Genomic DNA, 17,410 nt, shown 5'->3' with positions numbered 1-17,410 from the left:
CCATGCCACGTTTTGCCGCCAACCTGTCCATGCTGTTCACCGAGCAGGACTTTCTCGCCCGTTTCAAAGCTGCAGCCGATGCCGGCTTCAGCGGTGTCGAATACCTGTTCCCGTACGACTTCAGCTCGGCTGAAATCAAGCAGCAACTCGATGCTCATGGCCTGACCCAGGTGCTGTTCAACCTGCCCGCTGGCGACTGGGCCAACGGTGATCGCGGCATCGCCTGCGATCCGGCCCGCGTCGAGCAGTTCCGCGCCGGGGTCGACCTGGCCATTTCCTACGCCAAGGTACTGGGCAACACCCAGGTCAACTGCCTGGCCGGTATCCGTCCACAAGGCCCGGACTGCGCCACCGTGCGCAAGACCTTCGTCGACAACCTCAAGTACGCCGCCGACAAGCTCGAGGCTGCCGGGATCAAGCTGGTCATGGAAATGATCAACACCCGCGACATCCCGGGTTTCTACCTGAACACCACCAAGCAGGCCCTGGAAATCCAGGCCGAGGTCGGCAGCAGCAACCTGTTCCTGCAGTACGACATCTACCACATGCAGATCATGGAGGGCGACCTGGCCCGTACCGTGGAAAGCAACCTGGCCAAGATCAACCACATCCAGTTGGCCGACAACCCGGGCCGCAACGAGCCGGGCACGGGCGAAATCAACTACCGCTTCCTCTTCGAACACCTGGACCGCATTGGCTACCAGGGCTGGGTGGGCTGTGAATACAAGCCGCTGACCACCACCGAAGCTGGCCTGGGCTGGTTGAAAACCCACAACGCGATCTGACCTGACAACAATTACAAGAGGCATCTCTCATGGCTAAAATCGGATTTATCGGCACCGGCATCATGGGCCGCCCAATGGCGCAGAACCTGCAAAAAGCCGGTCACAGCCTGTTCCTCTCCACCCACCACGATGCCGCCCCGGCCGACCTGGTCGCCGCTGGCGCCGTCGCCCTGGCCAACCCGAAAGAAGTGGCCCAGGAAGCTGAATTCATCATCGTCATGGTGCCGGATACCCCACAGGTCGACGCGGTCCTGTTCGGTGACAACGGCGTCGCCCAGGGCGTGGGCCCGAACAAGGTAGTGATCGACATGAGCTCGATCTCCCCTACCGCCACCAAAGCCTTCGCCGAGAAAATCAAGGCCACCGGCGCTGCCTACCTCGACGCCCCGGTATCCGGCGGTGAAGTCGGCGCCAAAGCCGCGACCCTGAGCATCATGGTCGGTGGTTGCCCGAACGCGTTCGAACGCACCCTGCCGCTGTTCCAGGCCATGGGCAAGAACATCACTCGCGTCGGTGGCAACGGTGACGGCCAGACGGCCAAAGTCGCCAACCAGATCATCGTCGCCCTGAACATTCAGGCCGTCGCCGAAGCGCTGCTGTTTGCTGCCAAGAACGGTGCCGACCCGGCCAAGGTCCGTGAAGCACTGATGGGCGGCTTCGCCTCCTCGAAAATCCTCGAAGTGCACGGCGAGCGCATGATCAAAGGCACCTTCGATCCAGGCTTCCGCATCAGCCTGCACCAGAAAGACCTGAACCTCGCCCTGCAAGGCGCCAAAGAGCTGAACATCAACCTGCCCAACACCTCCAACGCCCAGCAAGTGTTCAGCACCTGCGCGGCCATCGGTGGTGCCAACTGGGACCATTCAGCGCTGATCAAAGGCCTTGAGCACATGGCCAATTTCTCGATCCGCGGCGACGAGTAAGCAGCAAGCTTCACGCCGTAAGAAACGCCGGGCCGCGCATCGACCCGCATGTTCTTGAGGCTTGCCGCTCAAAGAGCACCACCGCCCCTGGGTCGGCCTGCACGGAGGCAGATCCAGGGGCGTTTTCGATTCTGAAGAATAATAAGATTGGAGCCTGCCATGTCGCTCGATCCGCAACACTTTCTGCGCGACCTGTTCGCTACGGCCATCGATGCCGCGCACCCGCGTCAGGTTCTTGAAGCACACCTGCCCAGCGACCGCAGCGGTCGCGTCATTGTCATCGGCGCCGGCAAGGCTGCCGCCGCCATGGCCGAAGTCGTCGAACGCAACTGGCAAGGCCCGGTTTCCGGCCTGGTGGTGACCCGCTACGGTCACGGCGCCAGCTGCTCGAAAATCGAAGTGGTCGAAGCCGCACACCCGGTTCCCGATGCCGCCGGTCTGGCCGTGGCCAAACGCGTGCTGGAGATGGTCAGCAACCTCAGCGAAAGCGACCGGGTGATCTTCCTCCTCTCCGGCGGTGGCTCTGCACTGCTGGCCTTGCCTGCCGAGGGCCTGACCCTGGCCGACAAGCAACAGATCAACAAGGCGCTGCTCAAGTCCGGCGCCTCCATCGGCGAGATGAACTGCGTGCGCAAGCACCTCTCGGCGATCAAGGGCGGCCGCCTGGCCAAGGCCTGCTGGCCAGCCACCGTTTACACCTATGCGATTTCCGATGTACCGGGCGACCTGGCCACGGTCATCGCCTCCGGCCCGACCGTGGCAGACCCGAGCACTTCGGCCGAAGCGCTGGCAATTCTCAAGCGCTACAACATCGATGCCCCGGCGGCGGTTACGGCCTGGTTGAACAACCCGGCCTCGGAAACCGTCAAGGCTGGCGACCCGGCCCTGGCGCGCAGCCACTTCCAGCTGATCGCCAAGCCCCAGCAGTCGCTGGAAGCGGCGGCGGTTAAAGCCCGCCAGGCCGGTTTCAGCCCGCTGATCCTTGGCGACCTGGAAGGCGAATCGCGGGAAGTGGCCAAGGTGCATGCCGGTATCGCCCGGCAGATCGTATTGCACGGTCAACCGTTGTCGCCGCCCTGCGTGATCCTTTCCGGTGGCGAGACCACGGTGACCGTGCGCGGCAACGGCCGTGGCGGACGCAACGCCGAATTCCTCCTGAGCCTCACCGAAAGCCTCAAGGGCCTGCCCGGGGTCTACGCCCTGGCCGGTGACACCGACGGTATCGACGGCTCCGAAGACAACGCCGGCGCCCTGATGACCCCGGACAGCTATGCCCGCGCAGCCGCCCTGGGCCTGTCGGCCAGCGACGAACTGGACAACAACAATGGCTATGGCTACTTCGCCGCTCTGGATGCCTTGATCGTCACCGAGCCGACGCGGACCAACGTCAACGATTTTCGCGCGATTCTGATTCTCGAGAGTGCCAAACCATGACGCCTGATAAAAAAGTCAAAATCCTCGCCACCCTGGGGCCTGCCATCAAGGGTATCGACGACATCCGCCAGCTGGTCGAGGCCGGGGTGAACATCTTTCGCCTCAACTTCAGCCACGGCGAACACGAAGACCACGCCCTGCGCTACCAGTGGATCCGTGAAGTAGAGAGCCAGCTCAATTACCCGCTGGGTATCCTCATGGACCTGCAGGGCCCCAAGCTGCGCGTCGGCCGCTTTGCCGAAGGCAAGGTCCAGCTGCAACGCGGCCAGGCCTTGCGCCTGGATCTGGACAGCACCCCGGGCACCGTCGAGCGGGTCAACCTGCCGCATCCGGAAATCATCGCTGCACTGGAGCCGGGCATGGACCTGCTGCTCGATGACGGCAAGCTGCGCCTGCGGGTGACCGCCAAGCACAGCGACGCCATCGAGACCGAAGTGCTCAACGGTGGTGAGCTGTCCGACCGCAAAGGTGTCAACGTCCCGCAAGCGGTGCTGGACCTCAGCCCGCTGACTGCCAAGGACCGCCGCGACCTGACCTTCGGCCTGGAGCTGGGCGTGGACTGGGTGGCGCTGTCGTTCGTGCAGCGTCCTGAGGACATCGTCGAAGCCCGCCAGCTGATCGGTGACCGTGCCTACCTGATGGCCAAGATCGAGAAACCCTCGGCCGTTACCCAACTGCGCGCCATCGCCGAGCTCAGCGACGCGATCATGGTCGCCCGTGGTGACCTGGGTGTGGAGGTTCCCGCCGAGAGCGTGCCGCAGATCCAGAAGAGCATCATCAACACCTGCCGCGAGCTGGGCAAACCGGTGGTGGTTGCCACCCAGATGCTGGAATCGATGCGTTTTTCCCCGGCGCCGACCCGCGCTGAAGTCACCGACGTTGCCAATGCGGTGGCAGAAGGCGCCGATGCAGTGATGCTGTCGGCCGAAACCGCCTCCGGCGACTACCCGCTGGAAGCCGTGCAGATGATGAGCAAGATCATCCGCCAGGTGGAAAACGGCCCGGATTATCAGGTGCAACTGGACGTCGGCCGTCCGAAAGCCGAAGCGACGGTTTCCGACGCCATCAGCTGCGCGATCCGCCGCATCAGCGGTATTCTGCCGGTGGCGGTGCTGGTCAACTACAGCGAGTCGGGCGCCTCGACGCTGCGCGCTGCACGCGAGCGGCCACGGGCACCGATTCTCAACCTGACCCCCAACCTGTCCACTGCCCGCCGTCTGAGCGTGGCCTGGGGTGTGCACTCGGTGGTCAACGATCGCCTGCGTCAGGTTGATGAAATCTGCTCCACCGCGCTGGAAATCGCCCAGGCACAAGGCATGGCCAGCCGTGGCGATACCCTGTTGATCACCGCCGGTGTGCCTTTTGGCAAGCCGGGGTCGACTAACACGCTGCGGATCGAGACATTGATCTGAGTTGAACCCCATCGCCGGCAAGCCGGCTCCTGCCTTGTGGGAGCCGGCTTGCCGGCGATGGGGCCAGACCGCCAAACAGACATTAACGTGGGAAAACCCGGCCCAAAGAGGCTCCCCCACTCCACATCAACCCAGACTGCCCCCATGTACACCAAAAATTTCGTCAACCCGTGCCCCGACTGGGCTACGGCGCTACTCAATGGCTTCAGCCAGGTGCTGCTGCAGCGCAACCCGCTGTGCGGCCTGTTCTGCCTGCTGGCCATCACCCTGACCGCCCCCGACCTGGTAGGCGGCGCCCTGCTCGGCGCACTGGCCGGGCTGCTTACCGCGCAACGCCGTGGCTACAACCGCACTGATCGCCAGGCCGGCCTGTACAGCTACAACGGCGTGCTGATCGGCCTGCTGCTCAGCTACGCCCTGCCGTGGTCGGCGATCCTGCCGCCGTTGATCATCGCCGCCGGTGGCCTGAGCAGCATGTTCGTGCACCAGTGGCTCAAACGGGCCAGCTCCAACCTGCTGCTGCCGGCTTACACCGCGCCGTTCGTGCTGATCGGCTGGGCCGTGCTGTTGGCAAGCAGCCCGGACGCCAGCGCCGCCAGCCCGGTCGAACACAATGCGCTTTACGCCCTGGCCCGAGGCCTGGGTCAGATCTTCCTGCTGGACAACCCGCTTGCCGGTCTGCTGATCGCCATCGGCTTGCTCATCGCCAACCGCTATGCCGCCGCCTGGGCGTTGCTCGGCGCCGCGCTGGGCGGTAGTGTCGCGCTGCTCGGTGGCGACGCCAATGCTGCTTATGCCGGGCTTTACGGCTTCAATGCCGCACTCGCTGCCCTGGCTTTCAGCCAGACCCGCAAACAGCCCTGGCTGCCCTTGCTGGCGATGCTCCTGGCGATCATTCTGCAACCGATAGTGGCGCACCTGCCGGTTCCCGGCCTGACTGCACCGTTCATCCTTGCCTGCTGGCTGGTACTGATCGGCCAGCGCCTGATGCGCCAGCCCCTGGCTCGCCGTGCCGGTCGCTTGCATAGCTGAGAGGCTGCCCCTAGGCTCAGCTCCATTGTGCAATGGAGCTGAATATGGACACCCCTTCGAGCTGGCGCGAGCGGCTCTACGTCATCGTCTTCCAGACCGACACCGTCGCCGGCCGGCGCTTCGACAAAACCCTGCTGCTGATCATCCTCGCCAGCCTGGTGACAGTGATCCTCGACAGTATCGACGAGGTTCACCAGAACTATGCCAGGGTGCTGGCGATTATCGAGTGGGTGTTCACCGCGATCTTTCTGGTCGAGTACCTGACGCGGCTGTATTGCTCACCCAAGCCGTTGCGCTATGCCTTCAGTTTTTACGGGCTGGTCGACGTGCTGGCGATCGTGCCGGGGATCATTGCCATCTACTACAGCGATGCCCAGTACCTGCTGATCATCCGGGTGATCCGGATGCTGCGGATCTTTCGCGTGCTCAAGCTCAGCCCCTACCTCAAGCAGGCGCATTACCTGCTCGAGGCCCTGCGCGGCAGCAAGCAGAAGATCATCGTGTTCCTGGTCAGTGTCTCGACCCTGGTTACGGTGTTCGGCACCCTGATGTATGTGGTCGAAGGCCCCGAACACGGCTTTACCAGCATTCCCAAAGGGATCTACTGGGCAATCGTCACCCTGACCACGGTCGGCTTCGGCGACATCGTGCCCAAGACACCGCTCGGTCAGGTGATTTCCTCGATGGTGATGATCACCGGCTACTCGATCATCGCCGTACCCACCGGGATCTTCACCGCCGAACTGGCCAATGCCATGCGCGGTGAACAGCTCAAGCACGACTGCCCGGTATGCAACAAAAACCACCACGAACATGGCGCAGCCTTCTGTTCACGCTGTGGCAACGCGCTATTCAAGAAATTGGAATAAGTAAAGTACTTTTTAATCTTTTAGCGCCTAAGCGCCAACCGCTATAGTCGCTGGCATAATGCCTTTAACGCTAATTCGAACAAGGAAAGCGCAGTGAAAAAACTCTTCAGTGCCTCGCTTCTGGCCGCAGGCCTGGCCTTCGGCTCCCTCGCCCAGGCCGCTCCGGCGCCGCTGCTGAACGTCTCCTATGACGTGATGCGCGACTTCTACAAAGACTACAACGCCGCGTTCCAGAAGCACTGGGAAGCCGAGCACAAAGAGAAAATCACCGTGCAGATGTCCTTTGGTGGCTCGAGCAAGCAAGCGCGCTCGGTCATCGACGGCCTGCCTGCCGATGTCATCACCATGAACATGGCCACCGACATCAACGCCCTGGCCGACAACGGCAAGCTGGTACCAGACAACTGGGTCACCCGCCTGCCGAACAACAGCGCGCCGTTCACTTCGGCTACCGTGTTCATCGTGCGCAAGGGCAACCCCAAGGCTCTGAAAGACTGGCCGGACCTGCTCAAAGACGGCGTCCAGGTCATTGTCCCCAACCCCAAGACCTCGGGTAACGGCCGCTACACCTACCTCTCCGCCTGGGGCTATGTCCTGAAGAACGGCGGCGACGAAAACAAGGCCAAGGACTTCGTCGGCAAGCTGTTCAAGCAGGCGCCTGTGCTCGATACCGGTGGCCGTGCCGCCACCACCACGTTCATGACCAACCAGATTGGCGATGTACTGGTGACTTTCGAGAACGAAGCCGAAATGATCGCCCGCGAGTTTGGCCGTGATCAGTTCGAAGTCATCTACCCAAGCGTCTCTGCCGAAGCCGAACCGCCAGTGAGCGTGGTCGACAAGGTCGTCGACAAGAAAGGCAGCCGTACCACCGCCGAGGCTTACCTGAAGTACCTGTGGTCGCCAGAAGCTCAGGAAATCGCCGCCAACAACTACCTGCGCCCACGTGACCCGGCCGTGCTGGCCAAGTACACCGACCGTTTCCCGAAAGTCGACTTCCTGTCGGTAGAGAAAACCTTCGGTGACTGGCGCACCGTGCAGAAAACCCACTTCAATGACGGTGGCGTGTTCGACCAGATCTACACCGGGCAGTAACAACTTCGCGGGTAAACCCGCTCCCACAGGGAAGTGCAATGGTTGAGACCTGCCCCTACCTGTGGGAGCGGGTTTACCCGCGAAAAGCCTGTAGGGGCGGATTTACCGGGCCACCGGACCGCCCATTCACCTCACTTCCTCCCCTGCCCCTCGCGTTCATTGACTACCCTTTCCGTCATCCACGGTTCAAGGAGTACCCAGTGATCCGATCCCTCATCGCCGCCCTGCTCGGTTGCCTGCTCAGCGTGCAGTTGGCGTACGCCGCAGCATTGCTGCCCACGGCAAAGCCGGCCGAACCTGCAGAGCCCGTGGTTCAGGGCGGCCTGCTCGGCGCGATTGCCGACGGCCTGGACGATGTCAGCCAGGAGCTGGAGGTCGACAATCACCTGATCGACAACTGGCGCCTGCGCGCCGATCGCGCTGCCGATGAAGTCGATCAACTGGTCAGCCAGCCCGCAGGCTTCACCTCTCTGGAGCTGTGGACCGACTTCGCCCTGCTGACGATCACCTGGTTACTCGCCTATGCCCTGCTCACCCACGGTGGCCGCCTGCTGACACGCAAGTCCAGCCAGTCACGTGTATTGCGCGAACGACCGCGCGCCAGCCATGTGATCAAATACCTGCTGGTGTTCACCCTGCCGGCCGTGGCCAGCCTGATCATCACCCTCTACATCAGTCATTTCCTCGCGCTCTCTGCCGGTCGTGCGCTGGGCATGAGCCTGGCCTATGCCACCAGCGCCGGCATTTTCTCGACCTCGATCATCCTCTGCCTGATCACCCTGTTCGACGCTGGGCACAAACGCACCGCCGTGCGCATCATTCGCCGGGTAGCGCCGCGACCGTTGTTCCTGATCGGCTTTCTTGCCGCCTGGAGCGATGCCCTGACCAGCCCGCAGATCGCCCGCTACCTGGGCGGCAACATCACCAGCAGCGTCGCCGCCGTCACCGGCCTGCTGGCGACCCTGGCGTTTGCCGTACTGGTACTCAAGCTGCGCCGCCCGGTTGCGCACCTGATCCGCAACCGGGCCTTGCCCGATCGCCTGCAGCACCGTGCCGTGCAGGAAACCCTGCGAATTTTCTCAGCACTGTGGTTCCTGCCGATCCTGATGATGATCCTGGTCTCGGCCATCCACTTGATCGGCGCCGGCGAAGAGAGCCAGCGCGCCCTGCAAAAAGCCTTGCTGACCTCGATCCTGCTAATCGGCACGGTGTTTCTCAGCACCGTGTTCCAGCACATGTTCAAACATCAGGAAGAAGTTGATGCCAGGCAGCGCCTGCGCCCCTACAAGGAGCTGGTGCGCAACCTGGCCCGCGCCCTGCTGCGCATTTCCATCGCCGTGGCGTTTATCGTATTGCTGGGGCGTATCTGGGGTTTCTCGGTGCTCGACTTCGCCATGCGCAACAGCCTGGGCCGCGCCATCAGCGACTCGCTGAGCAGCATCGGCCTGATCCTGCTGGTCACCTGGCTGCTCTGGGTGGTGATCGACACGGCTATCCAGGAAGCGATGAAGCCCACCGTAGGGCGTCGCAACAGCCGCCAGCCCAGCACGCGGGTGCGAACTATCCTGCCGTTGCTGCGCAATGCGATCAAAATCATGCTGGTGGTGATCTGCACCATCACCACCATGGCCAACCTGGGCATCAACGTCGCACCGTTCCTGGCCGGTGCCGGGGTGATCGGCCTGGCGATCGGTTTTGGCTCGCAACAACTGGTTCAGGATGTGATCACCGGCCTGTTCATCATCATCGAAGACACCATCTCCATTGGCGACTGGGTGGTACTCGACACCAACCACGCCGGTACCGTGGAAAGCCTGACCATTCGAACCCTGCGCCTGCGCGACAGCAAAGGCTTTGTGCACTCGGTGCCGTTCGGCCAGATCAAGGCGGTCACCAACCAGTCCAGGCAGTTCGCCTATGCCTTCTTCTCAGTGCAGTTCAGCTATCAGACCAACGTCGACAGTGCCCTGGAACTGATTCGCGAAGTCGGCCATTCGATCAGCGAAGACCCCCTGCTGCGCCACAGCCTGCAAGGCCCGCTGCAGGTGTTCGGGGTCGACAGCATGAACCTCAACGGCATCACTCTCACCGCGCAGTTCCGCACCACTTCGGGCGGCCAGTACGCGGTCAATCGCGCCTTCAATGAACGCCTGAAAAAGCGCGTAGACGAGACCGACGATGTGAGCTTTGCCCAGTACAACCCTCCACCTGCACGCCTGGGTGACGGCAAGGCCTGATTCGGCTTTCTAGCCCCTGGACAACGATGATAAAGTCGCGCCCATGACGCCATCCCTAGCCAACCGCCCGCTGATTGCCTGGACCCTGTACTTCTGTGTCCTGTTCAATCTGTTCGCCTGCGGTATCGGCCATGGGCAGATGATGGGCCTGAAACTCAACGGCATCGGTGGCGCCTTCTGCTCGGCCATGGGCAGCGCCGGGCCGACGCTCAAAAGTGATTTTGGCGAACAGACCGTCGCTGGCTGGGACAGCCTGCAAACCTGCCCGGTCTGCGCCGCTGCCGTGGTCTGCCTGGCCCTGACCCTGGTTATCGGCTGGCTGCTGGCCGCCAGCCGCGTGCGTCGCTACCACCGCGAATTGCGCAGCAAGGCACCGCCGCGCTACTGCTGGCCTGCCGCCAACCCCCGCGCCTCCCCGCTTCTGGCTTGAACCCTCTGGCAGCTCACCGGGCTGCCTGTACCGGCCCTCTTGTGCTGCGCCTGCCTGACAGGTGCAGCGGGCCGCTGGCTCAATTTCCAGAGAGTGCTTCATGCCCTACTCCTATCGCTTCTCCGGCTGCGCGGCCCTGCTCTGCGCGCTATCGTTCAATGCCTCGGCCGAGGCGCCACTGACCTTGCCTGACCTGCGCATTGAAGGTCGCGCAGAATCCGACGACGGCGTACTGCTCGACACGCCATCACAAACCGGTTCACGCCTGGGCCTGACCCCACGGGAAACACCGGCATCGGTGAATATCGTCAACCGTCAGCAAATCGAACAACGCGGCGCCAGGACCACCCAGGACGCACTTGCCGGCGTACCCGGCATGACCGCGGCCTCACCGCCCGGCTCGGCCGGCTCGGTGGCCTACCGGGGCTTTTCCGGGGCGCAGATCACCCAGTTGTTCAACGGCATCAGCGTCCAGTACGACGCCGTTGCCGCACGACCGGTAGACAGCTGGATCTATGACCGCGTCGAAGCCATTGGCGGTCCGTCGAGCTTCCTGTTCGGCGCAGGTGCGGTGGGCGGTTCGGTCAACTACATCACCAAGCTGGCCAGCCGTGACGAAGACTTCAACGAAGGACGCATCAGCTATGGCTCCTACGACAGCAGCGAAACCTCCTTCGGTTTCAATCACGCGCTGAACGAAGGCGACGGCATTCGCAACTACGCACGCCTGGACTTCAGCCATACCCACAGCAACGGCTACGTCGACCGCGAAGAGCGCGATGCCTGGAGCGTGGCGTTCTCGCTGCTGACCGACATCAACGACCAGCTCTCGCATACCCTGGCCCTGGAATACCAGAACGAAACGGTCGACAGCCCCTACTGGGGTACACCGGTGCTCAACCCGCTCGGCGGGGAGATGAAGGTCGACGAGAGCCGGCGCTTCGAGAACTACAACGTCGAGGACGGTCGCTACGAACAGCGCGTGCGCTGGCTGCGCTCGATCACCGAGTACCGCTTCAACGATGCCACCTCCGTGCGCAACACCCTGTATCACTACAACACCGAGCGCAACTTCCGGAACCTCGAGACCTATGCCTACAACGCTGACAACAGCCAGGTAAGACGTTCCAACGCGCTGTTGCAGCGGCACGACCAGGAGCTCAACGGCAACCGCTTCGAGCTGCTGCATCAAGGCCGGTTGCTGGGCCTGAACAGCCAGTGGTCGAGCGGCATCGACTACAGCCATAACGTGCAGATGAACTATCCACGCTCCATCACCGGGGTGTTCGACAGTGTTGATCCGGCGCACTTCGACCCGGGTCATTTCTACGACCTCAAGGGCATGGTGCCGGGCTATCAGAAAAACCGTCAGAACACCGTCGACACCTGGGCGGCCTTCCTCGAAAACCGCTTGCAACTGACCGATCGTCTGTCGCTGCTGACCGGCTTGCGCTATGACCACATCGACCTTCAGGTGCATAACTACCGTACGGTCGATGCCAACAATCCACGCGACTTCAAGCGCATCTACGAACCCACTACCGGGCGTGTCGGCCTGGTCTACGAACTGACCCCCACAGCCAACGTCTACGTCCAGTACAGCACGGCTGCCGACCCACCCGCCGGCATCCTCACCACCGCCAGTTTTGCCCAGGTGCGTGATTTCGACCTGAGCACCGGCAAGCAAGTGGAAGTCGGCAGCAAGTTCAGCTTCCTTGATGGCCGTGGCGCCGCCACCGTTGCCGCCTACCACATCGAACGCAAGAACCTGGCTACCGCCGACCCGGCCAACCCTGGCACCACCCAGCCGGTGGGCAAGCAATCCTCGCGCGGTGTCGAGCTGGCGGCCTCGTTGCACGTCACGCCGAAGCTGCTGGCCGAAGGTAACCTTGCCTACGTCGATGCCCAGTACGACGAATTCAATGAGAACGTCGGCGGCACCAGCGTATCGCGCAAGGGCAACACCCCGACCAACATCCCCGAGCGGGTGGCCAACCTGTGGCTGACCTACGACATCGACCCCACCTGGCAAGTCGGCGCCGACAGCCGCTACGTGTCCTCGGTGTATGCCGATGCGGCCAACACCCGCCATGCACCGTCCTACACGATCTTTGGTGCGTTTGCTGCCTACAAGGTCGATGCCGACACACGCATCACCGCCCGGGTACGTAACCTGACCGACGAGGTGTATGCCCAGTGGACTTCATCCAGCATGCTGTACCTCGGTGCACCGCGCACTGTCGAGCTGGCCGTGCAGACGCGCTTCTAGGACGCCACTGATGAAACGCTACCTGTACTTGTGGCACCGCTGGTTGGGTATCGGCCTGTGCCTGTTCATGGCCCTGTGGTTCTTCTCGGGCGTGGTCATGCTGTATGTCGGCTACCCCAAGCTGACACCCCGCGAGCATTTCGCGCACTTGCCTGTGCTGAACCTGCAGGACTGCTGCGTCGACCTCGCCGCTGCTCTGGACGCTGCCGATCCGCAACGGGCACCGGCCAGCATCCGCCTGAGTACGGTAGCAGGAGAGCCGCGCTACCTGTTCAGCTACCCGGGGCGCAGCAACGTAGCGGTTGATGCGCGCACCGGTCTGCGCGTGCCGTTGACCGGGCGCGAACAGGCCCTGGCTGCTGCGCGCCAGTACGCCCCGTTGGCAGCAGCCCGCTATCAGGGCGCGGTGCAGGAAGACCTGTGGAGCCATTCCCGCGCCCTCAATGCCGACAGGCCCTTGCAACGGGTACTACTTGCCGACGCCGACGGCACGCTGTTGTACCTTTCGGGGCAAACCGGCGAGGTGGTGCGCGACGCCAGCGCCCTGGAGCGTGGCTGGAATTTCGTCGGCGCCTGGCTGCACTGGCTGTATCCACTGCGCGGCATCGGCATGGATGGGCTGTGGAGCAACCTGGTGATCTACCTGTCGCTGACGGCCACAATCATGGCCGTACTCGGGGCAGTGATCGGTGTGCTGCGCTGGCGCTTCAACCGCCCTTACCGCAGTGGCTCTCGTTCGCCTTATCGGGGCTTTGCCCGTTGGCACCATGTCGGTGGCTTGCTGTTCGGGGTGCTGGCGATCACCTGGATCTTCAGTGGCTTGATGTCGATGAACCCCTGGCGGATTTTCAGCAGCTCAGCGCCATTGGATACCGCTGCGTACCAGGGTGGGCCGCTGACGGCCAAGGCCTTTCCGGTGTCCACCGCACACGCACTTTCACGCTTTGCCGATGACGGTCTGGTTGCGCGGCAGCTGGAATGGCGGCTGATCGGTAGCGCGGGGTATGTGATCGGCTACGACGGCGGCGGCCGTACGCGGGTGCTGTCGATGGCCGACGGGCAGGTGCTCAGGCGCTTGCCGAGGGCCGTGCTGGAACGCGCTGCGCAGGCGGTTCTGCCGCAAGGGCAGATGCGCAGTGAGCAACTCGATGGCTACGACTTTTACTATTACGAACGGGCCGAGCAAAGCATGCTCGGGCACCTGGAAAAACGCCTGCCGGCGTTGCGGGTGCGTTTTGATGACCCTCAGCAAACCTGGCTGCATCTGGATCTGTATACAGGTGAAGTGTCAGGGGTTGTGGATCAGCCGAAACGGGTGTCGCGATGGCTGTTTGCATTGCTGCATAGCTGGGACTGGTTACCGCTGCTACAGCGGCGGCCGGCCTGGGATATCTGGATGATCGCATTCAGCGTTGGCGGGCTGATACTCAGCGTCAGTGGTGCGGTGTTGGGATGGCGGCGACTGTCGCGCGGTAAACTTCGCGGGTAAACCCGCTCCCACAGGGGAAGTGCGATGATTGAGATCTGCGCCGTACCTGTAGGAGCGGATTTATCCGCGAAGGGCCCGAGCGGAACACCAGTGCTTTAAGTCCACCCGCTGGATCGTTATCGGGAAATTCCGGTGGGTTGGCCAAACGCTCGACAAACACCAGGTCCGGCGCCTCTTCGGCCATACCCTCGATTAAAAAATCAGGCCCGATGGCCGGATCATTGACACACGCCAGCACCGTCCCACCCTCAGTCAACAACTCCGGCAATCGGCGCAAAATCTTGCGGTAGTCCTGCGTCAACACAAAGCTGCCTTTCTGAAACGTCGGCGGATCAATGATGATCAGGTCGTAAGGCCCCGACTTGCGCACCTTGCCCCACGACTTGAACAATTCATGCCCGAGAAAGCTCACTCGCCCCAGGTCATGGCCGTTGAGCCGATGATTGTCCCGCCCGCGACTCAGCGCCGAACGGGCCATGTCCAGATTGACCACCTGCTCGGCACCACCAGCAATCGCCGCCACGGAAAACCCGCAGGTGTAAGCGAACAGATTGAGTATGCGCTTGCCGGCGGCCTGCTCACGCACCCAGCGCCGACCGTAACGCATATCAAGAAACAGCCCGGTGTTCTGCTTCAAACCCAGATCGAGCTGATAGCGCAGCCCGTCTTCATCGATCAGCCAGTGCTCGCTCGGCTCACCCAGCAGCCACTGCCCCGGGCTCTCGGGCAGGTAACGGTGCTGGATCAACATCGCCTGCCCACTCCAGCACGGCGCCTGCGCCAGACTCAGCAACATCTGTTCAAGCGCGACCAGTTGGCCACTCGGTGGCTCGCGAAACAGCGACACCAGCAGCACACCTTGCAACCAGTCCACGGTGATTTGCTCAAGCCCTGGCCAGCAGCGCCCACGCCCATGAAACAAGCGGCGGGTTTCTGCCGGCGCCGGGTCAAGGGCCGCAAGCAAGTGGTGCTGGAGGGTGTCGATCACAGAGGTCATGGGCAATTTCAACGCGTGTAAAGCGGCCTATTCTACCCTGCCCGCCGGCATCGCGCCGCGCTCACTCCGGCTTGGCCGCTACGGCCTTGGCCGCAGGCTTGAACCACCAGCCTTGCTGCATGCCCGCTGCGGCCAGCAGGATCGCGGCCACGCCCAGCCATTGCAGGGGCGCCAGGCGATGGCCAAAGGCAAACCAGTCAACGAAGATCGCCGCGATCGGGTAAATGAACGACAGGGCTCCGGTCAACGCCGTCGGCAGTTTCTGGATCGCGCCGTACAGCAGTACATACATCACCCCGGTGTGAACGATTCCCAGCGTCACCAGCGAGGCCAACGCACCCGCCTCGCCGGGCAGGCCCGAGGTGTTGGCCCAGGGCGCCAGCAACAAAATTCCGGTGCACACCTGGATCAGCGCGATCAGGTGCGGCGGCGTGCCACTCAGGCGCTTGATGATCAACGCCGCCACGGCATAGAGAAACGCCGCGCCCAGAGCCAGACCGATGCCCAGCAGGTAATCGCTGCCACTGCCGCCCACGCTGCCATGGGCACTGACAATCGCCAGCATGCCGAGGAACGCCAGTGCCAGCCAGAACAGCTTCGACACGGTGATTTTTTCACCGAGGAACACCGCGGCCAGCCCCACCAGCATGAATGGCTGGACGTTGTACACCGCTGTACCAATGGCAATCGAGGCGCGCGAGTAGGAGGCAAACAACAGCACCCAGTTACCGACGATGGCCACGCCGCTGAGCACCGCGAGGGCGAACGTGGCCAGCGTCAGGATGCCGGGTTTGAGAAAGCCCATGGCCAGGCAGATCAGCAGCAAGGTCGTGGCACCGAACACGCAGCGCCAGAACACCACATCCAGCACCGGTTGCCCGGACACCAGTACGAACCAGCCAATGGTCCCCGATATCAACATCGCGGCGACCATCTCCAGCGACCCACGGCGTATTGAATTGTCCATCACTCACCTCCTGAACGATGGCTAAATTATGCGAGCCTGGTGGTTGCCGCTCCAGTGGATAAAGCAGGCTAAACTGCCACTTCACCTTTACTATCAAGGCAGATTTCATCAATTGCCTAATGAGGCTGCGATGACCGACGATATCGACCAATTGCTGATAAAGGCCCTGATGGACGACTCGCGCCGCTCGCTCAAGGCCCTTGCCCAACTCAGCGGGCTGTCGGCCCCCAGTGTCAGCGAACGCTTGCGGCGCCTCGAAGAACGCGGCGTGCTCAAGGGCTACACCGTGGAAGTTGATCCGCGCTGCTTTGGCTATCAGCTGCAGGCCATCGTCCGCGTGCGCCCTTTGCCCGGCCAGTTACAGGAAGTAGAGCGCCAGATCATGGCCATCCCCGAGTTCACCGAGTGTGACAAGGTGACCGGCGACGACTGCTTCATCGCCCGCTTGCATGTGCGTTCGATGGAACAGCTCGATACGCTGCTGGACAAGCTCAACAGCCATGCCGAGACCAACACCGCCATCGTGAAAAAGACCCCGGTGAAGCGACGCTTGCCGCCGATGGCCTGAGCGCACTTACTGCACCGGTTCGCTCGATGGCCGGGCAATCAGGCCCTTCAGTTCGCTGGTCATTGGAAATTCCAGGTTCAGGCCCTTGGGTGGAATTGGCTGTTCGAACCAGCGCTGGTAGATGCCCTCGATTTTGCCACTGCGATAAACATCCGCCAGCGCCTCGTTGACCGCCACCAGCAACTGTTCATCGCCCTTACGCATCATGCAGCTGTAAATTTCCTTCGACTGCGCCTCGCCGACCACCACCCAGTCGTGCGGATCCCGTGCCTTGGCCCGCTCGCCGTAGAGCAGCGCATCATCCATGTAGAACGCCGCAGCGCGGCCGGACTGAAGCATCATGAACGCTTCACCGTGGTCTTTGGCACTGATCACAAAGGCGCCGAGGTTGTGCTCGAGGTTGTAGTTCTTCAGGTACTTTTCATTGGTGGTTCCCGCGGTGCTGACCACATTCTTGCCCTTCAGGTCATCGAGCCCCTGGATGCCGCTGTCTTTTTTGGTCAACAGCTGGCCCTTGACGAAAATGAATCCGTAAGAGAAGTCCACCTGCCTCGCACGCTCGGCGGTAACGCCCGTTGTACCGCACTCCAGATCCACAGTGCCGTTCTGCACCAGTGGAATTCGGGTCTGCGAAGTGACCAGGTTGTAGCGCACCTTCAACGCCGGTATCGCCAGCTTGTTCTGCAAGTGCTTGACGATTTCACCGGCCAGATCCACCGCGTAGCCCATGGGTTTGCCGCTGTGGTCACCGATATAAGAAAAGGGAATGGATGAATCGCGATAGCCCAGGGTAATGCTGCCCGAGTCAGCGATTTTCTTCAGGGTGCCGCTGAGCGGCACCGTGTCGGCCAGCGCCGAATGCGCACACACCAGTGACAGGGCAAACAGAGCAGGTTTGAACAT

14 protein-coding genes and 1 pseudogene are annotated in these 17,410 nt (G+C 62.3%); 12 read left to right on the top strand and 3 right to left on the bottom strand.

The genetic code is table 11. The features are described 5' to 3' along the window. Positions 1–2: 2 nt before the first annotated feature. The 11 genes from hyi to DM813_RS16155 all read left to right on the top strand — a co-directional run bounded on the left by hyi (position 3) and on the right by DM813_RS16155 (position 13,975). Entirely contained in the window at positions 3–785 is a 783-nt protein-coding gene (gene hyi, locus DM813_RS16205; protein WP_128324404.1) for a hydroxypyruvate isomerase, read from the top strand. Positions 786–814: 29 nt separating this feature from the next. After that, positions 815–1,708: a 2-hydroxy-3-oxopropionate reductase gene (locus tag DM813_RS16200; protein WP_128324403.1), complete on the top strand. Its 894-nt coding sequence runs from the start codon at positions 815–817 to the stop codon at positions 1,706–1,708. Positions 1,709–1,867: 159 nt separating this feature from the next. Further along, positions 1,868–3,142: a glycerate kinase type-2 family protein gene (locus DM813_RS16195; RefSeq protein ID WP_128324402.1), complete on the top strand. Its 1,275-nt coding sequence runs from the start codon at positions 1,868–1,870 to the stop codon at positions 3,140–3,142. Continuing rightward, positions 3,139–4,554 (top strand): pyruvate kinase, encoded by a 1,416-nt coding sequence (pyk, locus tag DM813_RS16190; protein ID WP_128324401.1) that lies wholly within the window; start codon positions 3,139–3,141, stop codon positions 4,552–4,554. The genes DM813_RS16195 and pyk overlap by 4 nt, the downstream gene beginning before the upstream one ends. A gap of 144 nt (positions 4,555–4,698) precedes the next feature. After that, positions 4,699–5,586 carry an urea transporter gene (locus DM813_RS16185; protein ID WP_128324400.1) on the top strand — a complete coding sequence of 296 codons (888 nt, stop codon included), beginning with the start codon at positions 4,699–4,701 and terminating at the stop codon, positions 5,584–5,586. 44 nt (positions 5,587–5,630) lie between these two features. Further along, positions 5,631–6,455, top strand: a complete 825-nt coding sequence (locus DM813_RS16180; RefSeq protein WP_128324399.1) for an ion transporter — start codon at positions 5,631–5,633, stop codon at positions 6,453–6,455. A 93-nt stretch (positions 6,456–6,548) separates the two neighbouring features. Beyond that, entirely contained in the window at positions 6,549–7,550 is a 1,002-nt protein-coding gene (locus tag DM813_RS16175; protein WP_128324398.1) for a sulfate ABC transporter substrate-binding protein, read from the top strand. Between the two features lie 200 nt (positions 7,551–7,750). Then, positions 7,751–9,787 (top strand): mechanosensitive ion channel family protein, encoded by a 2,037-nt coding sequence (locus DM813_RS16170; RefSeq protein WP_128324397.1) that lies wholly within the window; start codon positions 7,751–7,753, stop codon positions 9,785–9,787. A gap of 43 nt (positions 9,788–9,830) precedes the next feature. Continuing rightward, positions 9,831–10,217 carry a DUF2946 domain-containing protein gene (locus tag DM813_RS16165; protein WP_128324396.1) on the top strand — a complete coding sequence of 129 codons (387 nt, stop codon included), beginning with the start codon at positions 9,831–9,833 and terminating at the stop codon, positions 10,215–10,217. Positions 10,218–10,317: 100 nt separating this feature from the next. Further along, positions 10,318–12,486, top strand: coding sequence for a TonB-dependent receptor (locus tag DM813_RS16160; protein ID WP_128324395.1), 2,169 nt, complete (start codon positions 10,318–10,320; stop codon positions 12,484–12,486). A gap of 10 nt (positions 12,487–12,496) precedes the next feature. Beyond that, the gene (locus DM813_RS16155) at positions 12,497–13,975 is read left to right on the top strand and encodes a PepSY domain-containing protein (RefSeq protein ID WP_128324394.1); all 1,479 of its coding nucleotides are present in this window, start codon (positions 12,497–12,499) and stop codon (positions 13,973–13,975) included. A 76-nt stretch (positions 13,976–14,051) separates the two neighbouring features. Here DM813_RS16155 and DM813_RS16150 read toward each other — a convergent pair. Further along, positions 14,052–14,972 (bottom strand): annotated as a pseudogene (locus tag DM813_RS16150) (class I SAM-dependent methyltransferase); the annotation flags it as partial. A 61-nt stretch (positions 14,973–15,033) separates the two neighbouring features. Continuing rightward, on the bottom strand, positions 15,034–15,939 hold the full coding sequence (locus DM813_RS16145) for a DMT family transporter (RefSeq protein WP_128324393.1): 906 nt from the start codon (positions 15,937–15,939) through the stop codon (positions 15,034–15,036). 130 nt (positions 15,940–16,069) lie between these two features. Here DM813_RS16145 and DM813_RS16140 point away from each other — a divergent pair, with 130 nt between their 5' ends. Next, complete coding sequence (locus DM813_RS16140; protein WP_128324392.1) at positions 16,070–16,507, top strand: Lrp/AsnC family transcriptional regulator; 438 nt, start codon at positions 16,070–16,072, stop codon at positions 16,505–16,507. 6 nt (positions 16,508–16,513) lie between these two features. On the opposite strand, the gene DM813_RS16135 is transcribed toward DM813_RS16140, so the two are convergent. Next, positions 16,514–17,410 (bottom strand): transporter substrate-binding domain-containing protein, encoded by an 897-nt coding sequence (locus DM813_RS16135; protein WP_128324391.1) that lies wholly within the window; start codon positions 17,408–17,410, stop codon positions 16,514–16,516.

This window comes from Pseudomonas alkylphenolica, from assembly GCF_004025535.1.
Taxonomy (GTDB): domain Bacteria; phylum Pseudomonadota; class Gammaproteobacteria; order Pseudomonadales; family Pseudomonadaceae; genus Aquipseudomonas; species Aquipseudomonas alkylphenolica_A.
This window is presented reverse-complemented; position numbering and strand designations above follow the sequence as displayed.